The organism is Spirosoma lituiforme, assembly GCF_054776635.1.
The window spans coordinates 612799-629861 of record NZ_BAAHBO010000003.1 but is presented as its reverse complement, the minus strand read 5'-3'; the positions used below and the strand labels follow the sequence as shown (position 1 = coordinate 629861).

The following is a 17063-nucleotide window of genomic DNA, read 5'->3' as shown; positions in this document are numbered from 1 at the left end:
AAAACACGATTTATGACCACAAATCAATCGGCCAATCTGGCCAAAGCGACTTTTGGAACGGGTTGTTTCTGGTGTACGGAAGCCCTGTATGAATCGCTCGACGGCGTATTTGGCGCTGTCTCCGGCTACGAGGGGGGCCAAAAGCCAAATCCCACGTATAAAGACGTGTGTACCGGTACTACCGGCCACGCAGAGTGCGTTGAAGTTACCTACGACCCGGCTAAAATAACCTATCAGGAACTTCTAGAGGCCTTCTTCCGTGGTCATGACCCAACGTCGCTTAACCGTCAGGGCGAAGATGTTGGTACGCAGTATCGGTCGGTGATTTTTTATCACGATGATGAGCAGAAGCAACTGGCCGAAGCAGCCAAAGCGGAATTAGATAAAGCGGGTGCCTACAGTCGTCCGATTGTGACCGAGATCAGCCCCGCCGAAACATTCTACGAAGCCGAAGCCTATCACCAGAGTTATTTTGCCAATAATCCGAACCAGGGTTATTGCGCTTTCGTGATTGCGCCCAAAATGGACAAGTTTAAAAAAGTGTTCAAAGAGAAATTGAAGCCCGAAATGGCGAACTAGCTATCAGATTAGCCACCTAGTAGTGCAAGTAAAAGAGACAACTCGCTTTGGGTTGTCTCTTTTACTTGTTGTGCTGAACGGAAAAAGTGTGGTAAATATGGCTCCCGTAAGCAAACGATTTATGTGCTGTATATTGCTCTAATACAGGTGTATAGTTTATAGGAGAAACCATTTCTTATTCGAATAAACAAACGACCGATTAATAAGTGGGTATTTTTTTTACTTGCTGACCCCGCAGATTCGCCTTTACTTTGTCGCAGGTTTTAACATAAATCAGTTTCGTCACATGAAAAAATTTCACTTTTCTATTTTACTCGTTCTTGGATTGCTGGCCGGAACACAGTCGTTTGCACAATACATTCCAGATAAAGGGTCTAAGCTGTTAAACGTTGGCATTGGCGTTGGTGGCTATGGCTTTGGAGTAGGGTATAGCTCAAGTGTATCATTCGGTGCATCTTTTGAGGTAGGCGTTGTGAAGAATATTACCGTTGGCGGTTTCGCTGATTACCGCCGGTTGAGCTTCAGTGGCCTTGGCGGAGATGGAGTTTCGTACTATTACCTGGGTGCACGGGGTTCGTACCACTTCAACGAGTTGCTGAATCTAGGAACTGACAAGGCAGATTTGTATGCAGGTATCGGGTTAGGATACCAAGGTATTTCTGGTACCTACTACTATGGTGGAACTGGTGCAATCATTGTTCCTATTCATTTGGGTGGTCGTTATTTCTTCAGCGAAAAAGTAGGAGGATTTGCCGAATTGACTACCGATGTTTCGCCGTTAAGACTAGGCGTAACGTTCAAACTATAATTAACTAGTAAAACAAAAAATGGCTTCCTGATTATCAGGAAGCCATTTTTTGTTTTACTAAGTGAAGTTACTTGCTCGCTACTTCCTTCAAACTCTTGATGCCCATGTTCCAGAGAATAAACGAGTAGATATCGGCGGCTGTTTCGATGTTCTTTTTAGTATTGCTGGCTCCGTGGCCGGAATTCGTGTCGATCCGAATCAGTACCGGATTCGTGCCTTTATACATTTCCTGTAACGTAGCCGCGTATTTGAACGAGTGAGCAGGTACAACCCGGTCATCATGGTCGGCGGTAGTGATCAGGGTAGCCGGGTAGTTAATGCCAGTCCTGATGTTGTGAACGGGTGAGTAGGCATAAAGCGCCTTAAATTCGTCGGCATTGTCGCTGCTGCCGTAATCGGCGATCCAGTTCCAGCCAATCGTAAACTTGTGGAACCGCAGCATATCCATCACGCCCACCTGCGGAATCACTACCCGAAACAGGTCGGGACGTTGATTCATAACGGCGCCAACCAGCAAACCTCCATTCGATCCACCCTGAACAGCCAGCTTGGCTGGACTCGTGTATTTCTGAGCGATCAGGTATTCGGCCGCGGCAATAAAATCATCAAAAACATTCTGCTTTTTGAGTTTCATACCTTGCTCGTGCCACTTCTCGCCGTACTCGCTACCACCCCGCAGATTGGCCTGCGCATAGACACCCCCCTGCTCCAGAAATGGAATCCGAAACGGACTGAACGAAGGAGGGAGGCTAACATTGAAGCCACCGTACCCATAAAGCAAGGTTGGATTGGTGCCATCGAGTTTTAACCCCTTCCGGTACGTCAGAAACATAGGCACCTTCGTTCCGTCTTTGCTGGTGTAGAATACCTGCTTGGTTTCGTAGTCAGATGGGTTGAAATCGACTTCGGGAGCGCGAAAAACGGTGCTTTTGTGTGTCGCAATGTCGTACCGGTAAATGGTTGGCGGGAAGGTAAACGACGTAAACGTGTAGAAAACGAACTTGTCGTCTTTTTCGCCCCCGAACCCGCCTGCCGAACCAATAGCCGGTAGTTTGACCTCACCCTCCGACTTCCCGGCATAATTGAAAATCTCGACCTTGGACGTTACGTCCTTGGCGTATTCGACAAACAGCTTACCACCGGCAGCACTCACGCTTCCTTCAGCAATGGGCTCCGGCTTTTCGGGAATCAGGGTTGAAAACGCTTTCTTTTTCGTGTCGAATGCCACGACTTTGCTATTAGGGGCTTTCTCGTTTGTCAGAATCAGGAGCCGGTCACCGTCGTTGTCAACCACACCATAACTGAAGTCAGTAATCTCCGCCACAACCGGGGTAAAGGTTTTTTGCGGAGAGGTAGCGTCGATAAATAACAGGGAGTTTCCATCTTTTCCCTGGCCCCGGTCGCTGATCGACAACAAGGCAAAGCGCTCATCGTCGGTGGTACTGACAATGTGAAAGCGCTGCGGGTGCTTGGCGTCTTCGTACACCAGCCGGTCGGCCGATTGGGGCGTGTTCAGCTTATGAAAAAACACCTGATGGTTCTCATTTTTCGCGGCCAGTGCGCTGCCTTCGGGCTTTGGATAGCGGCTATAGTAGAAACCGTCGCCTTGCCAGGCGGCTCCCGATACTTTTACCCAGTCAATTTTGTCGGGTAAATACGTTTTGGTCGCTAGTTCCATAATCTGGTATTCCTGCCAGTCGGAGCCCCCTTTCGATAAACCGACAACGGCATACTTGCCATCTTTCGAGAGCGAAAAAGCACCTAAACGCGTTGTGCCATCCGTCGATAACTTATTCGGGTCGATGACGAGCTCGGGCTTTCCATTAAGGCCTTTCTGGCGATACAGCACTGCCTGGTTTTGTAGACCGTCGTTCTTCGAGAAATAAAACCACTCGCCTTTGCGGCTGGGGGCCGAGTATTTCGGGTAGTTATAGACCTGTTCGAGCCGATCCTGAAACTGTTTGCGGTAAGGAATTTGCGCCAGGTAATCGAACGTGACTTTATTTTCGGCTTTGACCCAATCGGCGGTTTCGGTAGAGCGATCATCCTCCATCCAGCGATAGGGGTCAGGCACCTGGGTGCCGTGGTAGTTATCGACCTGATCCGTTTTGCGGGCAACCGGGTACGTTATGGGACTTGACGACTGGCCCAGGGCAACAGACGAACTCAACATAAGGGAGAAACGGATGAAGTTGAAAAAGCGCATACATTGGTGATTAACGTGAGGATGAAAGGCGTTGCCAAGTGCCGTTCGGAACGGGTACGACGTCTATATCCGAACGGGTAGTTTATTAGTCCGTTAGCGCGTGTACTCAAGATTGATCCGCGGAATCAGCCCGTTCGAATCGTGGCGCAACAGCATCTCGAACAGCAAAACCGTAGCGGCCGCGTCACCCTGAGCGCGGTGGCGCCCACTCAGCGGAATGTCGAGGGATCGGCAAAGCTTGCCCAAACTATAGGAAGGGTAACCCGGCAACAGCTTCCGGCTCGTCCGAACCGTACACAGGGTCCGTCGCAGGTAGTCGTGACCTAGCCAATTCAACTCCTTCTGAATGAAGCCAAAATCGAAGCCAACATTGTGGGCCACAAAAATGGCATCTCGGGTAATGTTCAGCACATCATTGGCGACTTCGGCAAACGTGGGCGCGTCCTGCACCATTTCGTTAGAGATACCCGTCAGGTGCCGGATAAACGGTGGAATTGGGCATTCCGGGTTCAACAAGGAATGAAACGAATCAACAACCTGCTGCCCGTCGTGGCGAAAGATGGCAATTTCGGTAAGTCGGGTCGGGCCTTTTACACCCCCCGTAGTTTCAACGTCAACGATGCAATACACACATAAGAAATTTGCGGCCGGGGCTCGCTAATCTCAGTACTGGGTCGCAAATGGCCTCAGGCATTCGCGGGTCTTTTGGTTTGTACTGAGCGTTGTAAACCATGAACCGAATACATGATAAAGGTACGGTTTTACCGCGAAGCCTGCAACGCCCGGTTTCGAATAGGCTGTTTGTCAACACATGGCCGAACCACAACGCCCTCCCGAATGAGCCGAAGCGTATAATCCAGTATGTAATCCCGGTTGTTCATCAGGTCATCAAAACTGCGCGTAACAACAAAATCCGGTTCAACCGTGAAGCCGTTGGCTTTCTCCGTCTCAACAGCATGGGTTAGTTTCTTGAGCGGAATACGTACCTGAAGCCGGGAATTGGGCAGGGTAATTGATTTGAAATGACCCGCAAAATCGCCCCAATAGGCACTACCACTCGCTTCGCCAACATACGTGCCTAATCCCGCATCGAGCGTTTTGGCCAGTACGGTTGTTGTCGCCGAGAACGACGCGCCGTTGACTAGAAAATACAAATTGCCGGAAAACGAATCCCGATGCCGGGGACGAAAGCGCCGGTTGGCCGAACGGCTGGCAAACCCACCATTGTTGTCCGTACGGTATTGCAGACTGAAATTGAGGGCTGAGAAAGGATTCCAGCGCGTAACGAGTTCCGTGCGGGCGGCCCGCTTCATTTCTTCATGGTCCATAATCCGGAACGATTTGGGCATCCAGTAGCGTAACAACCGGGCCGAGTTCAGCACAATTCCTCCGCCATTGCCCTGCATATCAATGACCAGATTCTGGACGTTCTCCTGGCGTATTTGTTTGAAGGCCCGCTTCAGCCGCCGATTGAATCCCCACTGAAAGAAGTCTTTTTTCTTGGTGCCCATGAACGTCGAGACGCGCAGGACCGCCGTATGCGTAAGCGTATCGACCATACGCACCGACAGATTCGGGCGTCTGTCAAGTTCGATACCATACCGGCGCTGTATTCTGCTCCGAAAACTATCCAGGGTCAGGCAGCGTAACCGCGCCTGCCGGACAAGCGAATCGCCCGTGAGCCGATACGTGATGTTGATGGAATCTGCTGAACCAAACCAGGCGGCATAATAGTCGGCAAATTGTACCATGCTCCACTGCCTGCGCCCGGTGAGATTGTCGCCATCGGAGCCGGAGTGATCAGCGTTCATCAGTTCATCATGCACATCGGCAACCGGCCGGTTATTGATGGTCAGTAGCTCAGTTCCCCGTAGAAGCGTGGTATCCGACGATACGTTATGGCTGATGAAGTACTGCGATTCGACCAGCCGAATGTAGAAAGGTATGAACCGGGTCGATTTACCAATGTAGTTTTTACGGTGGTTCAGATTGGTATGGCCATCCTTAAGGGCGGATACCAATGGGCTGACATGGTGGTAAAACGACAGGTAGTCGGTAGGCGAGTTCAGGTGGTTATACAGCGAGTCGTATAACTGCTCCATCCGGGCCTGGGGCGTGTAATAACCCATACCCGGATGGAGTAGATCGAGTTTTCGTTTGAGATAGCTTAAATCAGCACGAGTTTGGGCCGGTGTGAGAACCTGAGCCAACGAAATCTGGTAACTTAAGCTAATAATTAAACTTACTAGACGCAGTGTTGCCTTAATCTTCATCGTTTCACGTTACGGTAGGAATTACCTCTATGGGGTATCCATTATTCGTTTCGTGAATATAAAGTTTAGCGCAACTATAATCAACAAAAAATGTTTAATACTTCGTTAAAGTTTTGGTAACGGTACACCCGACGCATCTGGTTTAATCATCTTTACGGTGCGGAATGACCGTCCATTGTTTAACACCCGGCAGATGATCGGCAACGATGGCCGCTGCGACTTCTTCCAGATTTTCTTCATTCGTGCTGAAAAATAGGCTTTTAGTCTGTTCGTCTGCTTGCGTTGTCCGCACTTCGTAGTATTCGTTGTGGTGTTCAATCGAGTGTTTCTCGACAAGTTGATAGTGTGCCATAGTCGTATGCTAAATTGGTCTGGTAACGATAACGTCTGAGGTAATGAGATGGTTAACTTCGAATCGTAATTCGTATAACTCCCGATACCCTACTGCCCGCCCCAATCAACTGGTACAGGATAGCCGTTTCCCGGAAGAAATGAGATACAAGCGCACTCGCGCAAACGCAGAAGCTTGGCCCGCCCCAGCAGACGAATGCGATGGCTAGTACTGGGAGAAGAAGGCCCTTCTCGGAAAGCCCCCTGATTTAATACCTTGTTGAGGACACGCATCAATTAGCAGAAACCTTTTTTTGGTTAGCACTTTCCTGATTAACAAACGTTTCGTACCTTTGCGGTCTTATTTTTGAGCCGGGCTGCCGGAGTGGAGGAGATACGAGGTGAATACATTACGCGCATACGACATCCATATCATTGGTCTTGACAATAAACGGTACGAGTACGATTTCACATCGGACGATTCGTTTTTTGCCGCGCTTGAACAGGATTTGATCAAAGCGGGACAGGTGAAGACCCACGTGGTCCTGGAGAAGTCGGAGACGATGATTCGTCTGGACCTCCATATTGTTGGCACAGTCGAGCAAACCTGCGACCGTAGCCTTGATGAATACGATGAGCCAGTGGATACACAGCAGACCATGCTGTTAAAATTTGGCGATCACAATGAAGAATTGAGCGATGAGATTGAGCTCATTGAGCGGAATACGGCCACCATCAACGTAGCCCGTTACATTTTTGAGTTTCTGAGTCTGTCATTGCCGATGAAGCGGCTGCATCCTCGCTTCCGGGACGAGGATGATCAGGACGACGAGCAGGAAGGAAAGCTCGTTTATAGTTCTGGCCCTGTTGCTGAAACAAATGACGATGAACCAAACGACCGGCCGGAAGTTGATCCTCGCTGGGCCGCTTTGCGAAAACTAAGTGACAACTAATTTTAGTTGTAGAGTGACAAGGTTGTAAAACGGTTCGCCGTGGTGGGTATTCAAGTAATGACCCATGCGCAATCTGCCCGCTCGAAAACTAGGTGACTATATAACTTTATAACTATAAGACTGAATCATGGCACACCCCAAACGACGCCACTCCAGCACCCGGCGCGATAAGCGCAGAACGCACTACAAGGCTACGCCTGTTGCGCTGTCAACCGACGCCCAGACTGGCGAAGTACACGAGCGTCATCACGCCCACGTCTTTGAAGGCAATCTGTTTTACAAAGGACAAATGATCATTGAGAATTACGCCAAAACAGCCTAAATCTCGCCTATTTCTGAAAAGTATTTCGTTGACGTCTTTCCGAAGATGAACGCGAAATACTTTTTTATTGCCAGCCACCTCCCTATTTTTACGCGTATTTAGTTTGAAAACCAGCTTAACTGGGAAGGTATTGAACAAACGGAGTCAATGAAAATTGCAGTGGACGCAATGGGTGGCGATTTTGCTCCCGACGCTATCGTTGAAGGAGTATTGATGGCCGCTGATGAATTGCCGGAAAATGTAACGATCGTACTGATTGGCAGAGAGGCTGTTGTGCAGGAATTGATCCAGAAGCACAGGGGCCAGGCAGTTTCTACCATCGAACTGGTGAATGCCGACGACGTTATCGAAATGAGTGAGCACCCGACAAAAGCGCTCTCGCAAAAGCCCAATTCCAGCATCGGGGTTGGGTTTAAACTTTTGAAGGAAGGTAAAGTCCAGGCATTCTGTAGTGCGGGAAATACCGGCGCTATGCACGTAGGGGCCTTATTTAGCATAAAAGCGATTGAGGGCATTCTGCGCCCCTGCATTGCCGGGTTTGTTCCACAACTCACGGGTGGATACGCGGTTATGCTCGATATTGGCGCCAATGCCGATTGTAAGCCAGAAATGCTGGCTCAGTTCGGCCATATCGGCTCCATTTATGCCCAATCGACGTTTAACATTGCCAAGCCGCGTGTTGCTCTGATGAATATTGGCTCGGAAGAGCAAAAGGGGTCATTGGTGGCCCAGGCGGCCCATCAACTTCTGAAAGACAATAACCGAATCAACTTTGTGGGGAATATGGAAGGAGGAGACTTCTTTGCCGGTCACGCCGACGTTATCATAACGGATGGCTTTACTGGCAACGCCATGTTCAAGCTGGGAGAATCGTTCTATTCCGTGGCTGCCCAACGAGGTATGAGCGACGAGTTTCTGGATAAAACCAACTACGAGTCGGTTGGGGGAAGTCCGATTCTGGGAGTCAACGGAAATGTGATTATTGCCCACGGTATTTCATCGCCGTTAGCGATCAAAAATATGATTAATCTGGCCATTCGGCAGGTTGAGTCCGACGCATACACTAAAATTGCACAGGCACTCAGTTAAGCGGACACGCGTATCAGTGAACAGAAGCAGGTTGTTATTTAGCTGAATGCATTGGTATCTGGTCACTGTTTACTGATAACTGTACTATCATCCTATGAGTAAAGCTGCCATAACTGGAGTTCATGGTTATGTTCCCGATTACGTGCTGACCAATGCCGAATTGGAGCGTATGGTGGATACGAACGATGAATGGATTACTAGCCGGACTGGTATTAAAGAACGGCATATTTTAAAGGGCGAAGGCATGGGGTCTTCGCACATGGGGGCAAAGGCCGTGGCAGGTTTGCTCGAGAAATTAAACATTAAACCCGAGGAAGTCGATCTGCTGATTTGTGCGACGACCACGCCCGATTTTATTTTTCCCTGTACGGCTAATCTGATCTGCGACATGGTCGGCATTCGCAACGTAGGGAGTTTTGATATTCAGGCTGCTTGTTCCGGGTTCCTGTATGCCATCACGGTGGGTTCGCAGTTTATCGAAACGGGTAAGTACAGAAAAGTAATTGTCGTTGGGGCCGATAAAATGTCGGCCATTACAGATTATACCGACCGGACAACCTGTGTTTTATTTGGCGATGGAGCCGGGGCTGTTATGCTTGAACCCAATACCGACGGGCTTGGTATTCTGGATACAATCATCAAGTCGGATGGCGTAGGGCAAAACCACCTGTTTCAAAAAGCCGGGGGGAGCCGCTACCCACCCACGCACGAGACGGTCGAAAAACGCTGGCACTATGTCTACCAGGACGGTCCATCTGTTTTCAAGTTCGCCGTCAAGAACATGGCCGATGTATCGGCTGAAATCATGGAGCGGAATCAGCTTAACGGCAGCGACGTTGCCTGGCTGGTACCACACCAGGCAAACAAACGGATCATCGACGCAACGGCGCATCGAATGGGTATTCAGACCGATAAGGTGATGATGAATATTCATAAGTACGGTAACACAACGGCGGCTACCATACCCCTCTGCCTGTTCGATTATGAATCGCAGCTGAAAAAGGGCGACAATCTGGTGCTGGCTGCCTTTGGTGGAGGCTTCACGTGGGGAGCCGCTTATGTAAAATGGGCGTATTAATTTTATGTATGATGTAGGGTATATGAGGTATACATGTACCTGCAGTACTATACATCATACACCGTATATTATACACAATAAAGCATGGCAACGACCGCAGACATCCGTAATGGATTAGTTCTTAATTACAACAACGATCTTTTTCAAATCACTGACTTTCAACACGTAAAGCCGGGGAAAGGCGCAGCTTTTGTACGGACGAAGTTGAAAAGCCTGACAACAGGTCGGGTAATTGACAATACCTTCAACTCCGGTGCTACCATTTACCCAGTCCGGGTTGAGCGTCGGAAATTCCAGTACCTCTACAAAGACGAATCAGGCTATAACTTTATGGACCAGGAATCGTTTGATCAGATTAACCTGGACGAAAAGATCGTGGAAGGGGCCGATCTGATGAAAGAGGGACAGGAAGTCGAAATTCTGATAAATGCCGACAGCGATACGCCCCTTTCGTGCGAATTGCCTCCATTTGTTGAACTGGAAGTGACGTATGCCGAACCAGGTATTAAAGGTGATACGGCCAATAGTCCGAAAAAACGGGTTGAAGTAGAATCGGGAGCAAAAATCATGGTGCCCTTATTCATTGAATCAGGTCAAAAAATTCGGGTCGATACGCGTACTCGTGATTATGTAGAACGAGTGAAGTAAATACTGAATGATGAAAAGTAGATGAGAATTGATCTCGCTATTGACTATTCATCATTCGTCATTCATCTTTGCTCCGGCCCCGTTATCATCAAAAGCTATGAATACAAAAGACATACAGCAACTCATCGACTTTATCTCGCAATCGGGTTTAGACGAAGTCAACATCGAAACGACTGATCTGAAGATCAGCGTTAAGCGTTATGGAGCCGGTGCACCGGCCGCTATACCAGCAGCGGCTGCTCCTGTAGCACAGGCACCCGTTGCCCAATCACAGGCAGTTGCTGTGCCAGCAGCGCCGGTCGCTACACCGACGGCTGCTCCTCAGGCCGATACGTCAAAATACATCACGATCAAATCGCCGATGATCGGAACCTTCTACCGCTCGGCCAATCCTGACTCGCCGATGTTTGTTGAAGTAGGCGACAGCGTAACCGAAGGCAAAGTGGTTTGTATTATCGAAGCCATGAAACTGTTCAACGAAATCGAGTCGGAAGTATCGGGCCGTATTGTGAAGATTCTCGTTGAGAACGCTACACCAGTCGAATACGACCAGCCGCTGTTTTTGGTAGAACCCATCTAATTTAGTTAGTGAATGAGCGAATGGTTGAATGATTGAATAATTCTGAAGCAGCTATTCAATCATTCAACCATTCGCTCATTCATTCATTGGAACCATGTTCAAAAAAATCTTAATCGCCAATCGGGGAGAGATCGCTCTGCGGATTATTCGGACCTGTCGCGAAATGGGTATCAAAACGGTAGCCGTTTACTCGACGGCCGACCGCGATAGTCTGCATGTACGTTTTGCGGATGAGGCCGTTTGTATTGGCCCACCCATCAGCAAACAATCTTACCTAAGTATTCCAAGCATTATTTCGGCGGCTGAAGTAACGGGCGCTGATGCCATTCACCCCGGCTACGGGTTTTTGTCGGAGAATGCTGAATTCTCTCAAATCTGCTCCGATTACGGAATTAAATTTATTGGTGCCACGGCCGAGCAGATCAACGGAATGGGTGATAAAGCGACGGCTAAAGCAACCATGCGGGCAGCTGGCGTTCCTGTGATTCCGGGTTCCGAAGGGTTGCTGGAGTCAGTTGAACAGGGTAAAAAACTCTCGGCTGGCATGGGGTACCCCGTCATTGTGAAGGCAACAGCCGGTGGTGGTGGTCGCGGGATGCGCATTGTTCGGTCGGAAGATGATTTTGAAAAAGCCTGGAATGACGCCCGTACGGAAGCGGGAGCGGCCTTCGGTAACGATGGGCTCTACCTGGAGAAATTCGTTGAAGAGCCCCGCCACATTGAGATTCAGATTGTGGGCGATCAGTATGGTACTGTTTGTCACCTGTCGGAGCGGGACTGCTCCATCCAGCGCCGGCACCAGAAGCTGATCGAAGAGACCCCGTCGCCCATTGTTTCGCCCGAGTTGCGGGAGCGGATGGGTGAAGCGGCTATCAAAGGAGCGCAGGCCATCGGGTACGAAGGGGCCGGAACGGTTGAATTCCTGGTCGATAAGCACGGGGATTTTTACTTCATGGAAATGAACACCCGGATTCAGGTGGAGCACCCGATAACGGAGGAGGTGACGGATTTCGACCTGATCAAAGAACAGATCAAAGTGGCGGCTGGTGCCCGGATTTCGGGTCGCAATTATACCCCGAAACTTTATGCCATGGAGTGCCGGATCAACGCCGAAGACCCTGCAAACGGTTTCCGTCCATCACCGGGTAAAATCACCAATTTGCACTTCCCCGGTGGGCATGGCGTTCGGATCGACAGCCATGTGTACAGTGGCTATACCATTCCCCCCAACTACGACTCTATGATCGCTAAATTGATTGTATCGGGTCAATCACGGGAGGAGGTTATTACCCGGATGAAACGGGCATTACAGGAGTTTGTCATCGAAGGAATTAAAACAACGATTCCTTTTCATATCAAACTGATGGACGATGCGACATTCCGCTCCGGACAGTTTACCACCGCTTTCCTGGAAACATTCGACTTCAGTAAATTATAGTAGCCTGGATTAGCGCGGGTAGAAACTCGTGGTACATTATAAAAAGGGGGTGCCTTGCTTTAATGACAAGGCACCCCCTTTTTAGTATATCTACTGCATGAATCACCTCGCTACGGCCGATTACATTGTTTTCTTCGTTTATTTCATCATCGTTGTCGGGTACGGCTATTGGGTTTATCGGAAAAAGCGGCAGGCCCAAATGAATACGACGGACTTTTTTCTGGCCGAAGGGTCGTTGACCTGGTGGGCCATTGGGGCCTCCCTGATCGCATCCAATATATCGGCAGAGCATTTTATCGGCATGGCGGGTTCGGGCTTTGCTATGGGACTGGCTATATCGTCGTACGAGTGGTTTGCCGCGGCTACCCTTATCATTGTGGCTGTTTTTTTCATTCCCATCTACCTTCGAAACCACATTTACACCATGCCGCAATTTCTGGCGCAGCGGTACAGCGATACCGTAAGCACCATTCTGGCGGTGTTCTGGCTGATCGTTTATGTGCTGGTTAACCTTACCTCAATTCTGTATCTGGGCGCGATTGCCATTGAATCACTGGTGGGTATATCCTTTACAACGTGTACTATTGGGCTGGCTTTATTTGCCATCTTCATCACCCTCGGCGGGATGAAAGTAATTGGGTACACGGATGTTATTCAAGTCGTTGTGTTGATTTTCGGTGGGTTAGTTGTCACGTATCTGGCCCTGCAACTGGTTGCGCAGGAAACAGGAACGGCAGGTGTCTGGAATGGGTTGCTGGCCATCCATAAGCAGGCCGATAGTCATTTTCATATGTTTCTCCCCAAAGGACACCCTCATTATGAAGTTCTGCCGGGAATGGCGCTCGTAACGGGTGGTATGTGGATCAATAACCTGTCGTACTGGGGCTGCAATCAGTACATCGTTCAGCGGGCGCTGGGCGCCGATCTCAAGACGGCTCGCTCGGGTATTCTGTTTGCCGCTTTTCTGAAATTACTGATTCCCATCATTGTGGTCATTCCGGGTATCGCGGCTTTTGTCCTCTACCAGAGTGGACCGTTCCGCGAGGCCATGACCGATGCTGCCGGTGTGGTCAAGCCCGATCATGCTTATCCGGTTCTAATGAATCTGCTGCCGATTGGGATGAAAGGGCTGGCCTTTGCCGCGCTGACCGCTGCCGTTGTGGCGTCACTGGCCGGGAAATGCAACTCGATATCCACGATTTTTACACTCGATCTGTACAAAAAATACGTTGATAAATCAGCATCGGAGCAGAAGCTGGTAAACGTTGGCCGGTGGGCCATCATCGCTTCATTTGGCGTCGCTATTTTGCTGGCACCCATGCTTCGCTCGCTCGATCAGGTATACCAGTATATTCAGGAATATACCAATTTTATTACGCCGGGTGTATTTGCCATATTTCTGCTCGGCTTTTTCTGGAAGCGGGCCACGAACCGGGCTGCCATGACGGTGGCTATCCTGACAATTCCCTTATCGACTCTGCTGAAGTTCTGGCCCGAGGTGATGGGCCTGGTCAATGTGCAGGCCGACTCTATTCCATTTCTACACCGGACAACCCTGGTTTTTTGCATCGATATCGTATTGATGATCATTGTATCATTGACCGATCCGGCGGGGTACGCAACCGGCAAAAGCATTGAGGTAGATCAACGCATGTTCCGCGTAACTCCCTCCTTTGTGGCGGGATCGGTAGGCATATTTGCTGTCCTCGCGGTTTTATACACGATGTTCTGGTAGAACACACGGTAAACGGTCTAAGCGTCTTGACATCGTTTTACTAGTCAACGATTTATGGGTCGTGTTTTGGCTTTGACGGAGTTTTATCCCATAAGACAACTTTTGTACTATACCGCTGGTTAACAGCAATAAATTTTTAAATTTGTCTTCTAAATCTATTTGGCCATGATAAGTGAAATTGCCCCCCTTGCCAGTCTCGATCAGTGGGAAGACGACGTGCTGAGTCGCTACCCTGAACCCGAGCATAAGTCGAAGGAAGACTACCGAAACTACGACTCACCAGAGCGCGACACCGTTCGGGAGTTCTACCGGCTGAATCATACGTACCAGACCTACGATTTTGTTCGGGAGAAAGAGCGGGAGTTCCTGGCTTTCGACAAAAAGGAATTACCTGTTTGGGGGGCAATGGAGTTTTTAAATACATTGGTTGATGACTCCGATCCAGACACGGACCTCGATCAGCTTCAGCACCTTCTCCAAACCGCCGAAGCCATCCGGGCCGATGGGCATCCGGACTGGTTCGTGCTAACGGGGTTTCTGCACGACATGGGCAAAGTATTGTGTCTGTTCGGCGAGCCGCAATGGGCCGTTGTCGGCGATACGTTTCCGGTTGGATGCAAGCATTCGGATAAGATCGTTTACTCTGAATATTTTGTGAACAACCCGGATGCACATGATGAGCGATACAATACCAAATACGGTATTTATGAGCCCAACTGCGGCCTGCGCAACGTGCATATGTCCTGGGGGCATGACGAGTATTTGTATCAACTGATGAAGAACTACATGCCTGAGCCGGCGTTGTACATGATGCGATACCACTCGTTCTACTCGCAGCATCGGGAAGGCGCCTACGACCACCTGATGGATGCACACGACCATGAGATGTTCAAATGGGTCAATAAATTCAATCCATACGATCTATACTCCAAGAGTCCGAAACCACCGGTAGTGAGCGAATTAAAGCCATATTATGAGGAGTTGATCGCCAAATACCTGCCTGCTACGCTTCGACTGTAACTTTATTCATCTACTTGTTGCTTAAGTGCTTCCGGCCACTAGCAACGTAGTGTGTACCTGGACGAGCACAGCTTATTTAGAGAACATACCCCAGGTAGATACAGCCCATTGAACAAAAGCACAAACTATACAGAGCCCATTTGTATAGTTTGTGCTTTTGTGTTTAATTTCTGTCCATGCTCCTGCTACTCATCTGCCTATACCTATTATCCAACGTTGCGGTTGGCGCATGGGCCGCCCGGCGTGTTACAACATCCCAGGATTTCGTTCTGGCGGGGCGTCGGTTGCCGCTGATGCTGGCGGCCTCGGTCACGTTTGCTACCTGGTTTGGCTCCGAGACAATTATGGGAGCGCCCGCTATGTTTGTGGAGGGCGGTTTTCTGGCTGTTATCGAAGAGCCGTTCGGATCGTCGTTGTGCTTGTTTCTGGTTGGCGCTTTCTTCGCACGTCCGCTCTATCGGCTGACTATCACGACCTTCTCCGATTATTTCCGTATTCGGTTTGGGCGATCGGCCGAATTGCTGTCGGCCTTGATGGTTATTCCGTCGTATTTTAGCTGGATTGCCGCTCAGCTTGTGGCCATTGGCATTGTGTTGAGTGTCGTTACGAATGTTCCTCGCGAATACTGTATTATTGCCAGTGCAGCCGTCGTCATGATGTATACGCTGTTGGGGGGCATGTGGTCGATTTCGGTTACCGATTTTTTTCACAACCTCATTATCATTCTGGCCTTGGCGGTACTGGGCGTGTTGCTCTGGAACGAGGTGGGCGGGTGGGAGACGATTCAAAGGCGCACACCGAAAGGCTTTTTTCGCTTTTTGCCTCAATCGACGACCAAAGACTGGCTGGCCTATCTAGCCGCCTGGATAACCATTGGGCTCGGCTCTATCCCTCAGCAGGATGTTTTTCAGCGTGTTATGGCTGCCAAGAGTGAGAAGACAGCCGTTCGGGCATCGTTTCTGGCATCGGGTATGTACCTGACCATCGCCATGTTGCCCCTATTTATCGCCCTGAGTGCTAAACTGCTGCATCCCGATTTGCCGAAAGATAATCAGCTAATCATTCCCAACATGGTTATGCGACACGGAAGCCTGCCGTTGCAGGTCTTGTTTTTTGGCGCGGTCACGTCGGCCATTTTAAGTGTTTCGAGCGGGGCGATACTGGCTCCGGCAACTGTTTTTGGGGAGAATGTAATGAAGTTTTTCCGGCCGGATATCAGCGATCGGGCGTTATTGAAAACCATCCGATGGACGGTTGTTGTTATCACCGTCATCTGCGTGGGAATGAGCATCACCCGCGACGCCAACATATTCGATCTCGTCGGGGAATCGTCGGCCTTCAGTCTGGTGTCGCTGTTTATTCCGCTGACAGCGGGCATTTACTGGAAACGCGCGAATCTGACGGGCTGTCTGTGGTCGATGCTGGTTGGCTTTGGCGTCTGGCTTACTTGCCTATGGCTGGATACCCCTGATTCGCCAATGCTCTGGGGGCTATTGGCCAGTGCGATTGGGATGGTTGTAGGCAGCCTGGTAAGCCGAGCCACCTCAACTATACATCCAGCAACCGACGGTGGTAATTGATCTGACCAAGATGATACGTCAAGTGTGTAGTCAGATGGACCAGAAAATAGCCCGTTGAGGTTTTCTCATCAAAAACCAGTAGTGGATATTCTTGGTCAAGCTGTGCTTCAGTCAACATGTCCAACGCATTATCGACAACGACCATTGTGTCATCAATTTTTTCCAGAAGCGATGCTTTGGAAAGACCCTTGAGCGAAAACTCCAGCTCTCGCTGCCGTATGTAGCCGGTTTTGCCAAGTTCAGCACCCAAATACGTGTTCAGGTTGCCCACCAAATGCAGGCACAGGTTGCCTGCTGAGTTTGCAATGCCCTGCTCGGTACACCAGATCACAGCCTCACTTTTGTATAGATCAATCTCTTGCTTTAGTCGTTCGAGATCTCGACGGAATAGCACTTTCAGTGTTTGAATGAGCATGAGTAGGGT

The 17063-nt window shown here is 49.7% G+C and carries 17 protein-coding genes; 12 read left to right on the top strand and 5 right to left on the bottom strand.

Features of this window, described 5'->3' with window-relative positions:
• Positions 1-12: 12 nt before the first annotated feature.
• Together msrA and ACYU87_RS15005 are read left to right on the top strand one after the other, a co-directional pair.
• A complete protein-coding gene (msrA, locus tag ACYU87_RS15010) occupies positions 13-579 on the top strand; it encodes a peptide-methionine (S)-S-oxide reductase MsrA (RefSeq protein ID WP_461134877.1) in 567 nt (188 codons plus the stop codon).
• Positions 580-865: 286 nt separating this feature from the next.
• Complete coding sequence (locus tag ACYU87_RS15005; protein WP_461134876.1) at positions 866-1387, top strand: hypothetical protein; 522 nt, start codon at positions 866-868, stop codon at positions 1385-1387.
• Between the two features lie 67 nt (positions 1388-1454).
• On the opposite strand, the gene ACYU87_RS15000 is transcribed toward ACYU87_RS15005, so the two are convergent.
• The 4 genes from ACYU87_RS15000 to ACYU87_RS14985 all read right to left on the bottom strand — a co-directional run bounded on the left by ACYU87_RS15000 (position 1455) and on the right by ACYU87_RS14985 (position 6218).
• On the bottom strand, positions 1455-3560 hold the full coding sequence (locus tag ACYU87_RS15000) for a prolyl oligopeptidase family serine peptidase (protein WP_461134988.1): 2106 nt from the start codon (positions 3558-3560) through the stop codon (positions 1455-1457).
• A 126-nt stretch (positions 3561-3686) separates the two neighbouring features.
• Complete coding sequence (locus ACYU87_RS14995) at positions 3687-4223, bottom strand: 3'-5' exonuclease (RefSeq protein ID WP_461134875.1); 537 nt, start codon at positions 4221-4223, stop codon at positions 3687-3689.
• Between the two features lie 131 nt (positions 4224-4354).
• Positions 4355-5866, bottom strand: coding sequence for a S41 family peptidase (locus ACYU87_RS14990; protein WP_461134874.1), 1512 nt, complete (start codon positions 5864-5866; stop codon positions 4355-4357).
• Between the two features lie 142 nt (positions 5867-6008).
• Positions 6009-6218 carry a hypothetical protein gene (locus ACYU87_RS14985; protein WP_461134873.1) on the bottom strand — a complete coding sequence of 70 codons (210 nt, stop codon included), beginning with the start codon at positions 6216-6218 and terminating at the stop codon, positions 6009-6011.
• 379 nt (positions 6219-6597) lie between these two features.
• Between ACYU87_RS14985 and ACYU87_RS14980 the strand changes: the two genes are divergently transcribed.
• The 10 genes from ACYU87_RS14980 to ACYU87_RS14935 all read left to right on the top strand — a co-directional run bounded on the left by ACYU87_RS14980 (position 6598) and on the right by ACYU87_RS14935 (position 16639).
• Positions 6598-7149, top strand: a complete 552-nt coding sequence (locus ACYU87_RS14980; protein ID WP_461134872.1) for a YceD family protein — start codon at positions 6598-6600, stop codon at positions 7147-7149.
• Between the two features lie 127 nt (positions 7150-7276).
• Positions 7277-7471, top strand: coding sequence for a 50S ribosomal protein L32 (gene rpmF / locus ACYU87_RS14975; RefSeq protein WP_012929722.1), 195 nt, complete (start codon positions 7277-7279; stop codon positions 7469-7471).
• A gap of 147 nt (positions 7472-7618) precedes the next feature.
• The gene (gene plsX / locus ACYU87_RS14970) at positions 7619-8560 is read left to right on the top strand and encodes a phosphate acyltransferase PlsX (RefSeq protein ID WP_461134871.1); all 942 of its coding nucleotides are present in this window, start codon (positions 7619-7621) and stop codon (positions 8558-8560) included.
• A 94-nt stretch (positions 8561-8654) separates the two neighbouring features.
• Positions 8655-9638, top strand: coding sequence for a beta-ketoacyl-ACP synthase III (locus ACYU87_RS14965; protein WP_461134870.1), 984 nt, complete (start codon positions 8655-8657; stop codon positions 9636-9638).
• Positions 9639-9722: 84 nt separating this feature from the next.
• On the top strand, positions 9723-10286 hold the full coding sequence (gene efp / locus ACYU87_RS14960) for an elongation factor P (RefSeq protein ID WP_461134869.1): 564 nt from the start codon (positions 9723-9725) through the stop codon (positions 10284-10286).
• Between the two features lie 97 nt (positions 10287-10383).
• Positions 10384-10866: an acetyl-CoA carboxylase biotin carboxyl carrier protein gene (accB, locus tag ACYU87_RS14955; protein ID WP_461134868.1), complete on the top strand. Its 483-nt coding sequence runs from the start codon at positions 10384-10386 to the stop codon at positions 10864-10866.
• A 94-nt stretch (positions 10867-10960) separates the two neighbouring features.
• Positions 10961-12304 carry an acetyl-CoA carboxylase biotin carboxylase subunit gene (gene accC, locus ACYU87_RS14950; protein WP_461134867.1) on the top strand — a complete coding sequence of 448 codons (1344 nt, stop codon included), beginning with the start codon at positions 10961-10963 and terminating at the stop codon, positions 12302-12304.
• A gap of 97 nt (positions 12305-12401) precedes the next feature.
• The gene (locus tag ACYU87_RS14945) at positions 12402-14039 is read left to right on the top strand and encodes a sodium/sugar symporter (protein WP_461134866.1); all 1638 of its coding nucleotides are present in this window, start codon (positions 12402-12404) and stop codon (positions 14037-14039) included.
• Between the two features lie 165 nt (positions 14040-14204).
• A complete protein-coding gene (locus tag ACYU87_RS14940) occupies positions 14205-15059 on the top strand; it encodes an inositol oxygenase family protein (RefSeq protein ID WP_461134865.1) in 855 nt (284 codons plus the stop codon).
• Between the two features lie 176 nt (positions 15060-15235).
• On the top strand, positions 15236-16639 hold the full coding sequence (locus ACYU87_RS14935) for a high affinity choline transporter 1 (RefSeq protein WP_461134864.1): 1404 nt from the start codon (positions 15236-15238) through the stop codon (positions 16637-16639).
• Here the strand turns inward: ACYU87_RS14935 and ACYU87_RS14930 are convergent.
• Positions 16608-17054 carry a DinB family protein gene (locus ACYU87_RS14930; protein WP_461134863.1) on the bottom strand — a complete coding sequence of 149 codons (447 nt, stop codon included), beginning with the start codon at positions 17052-17054 and terminating at the stop codon, positions 16608-16610. The genes ACYU87_RS14935 and ACYU87_RS14930 overlap by 32 nt on opposite strands.
• Positions 17055-17063: the final 9 nt, after the last annotated feature.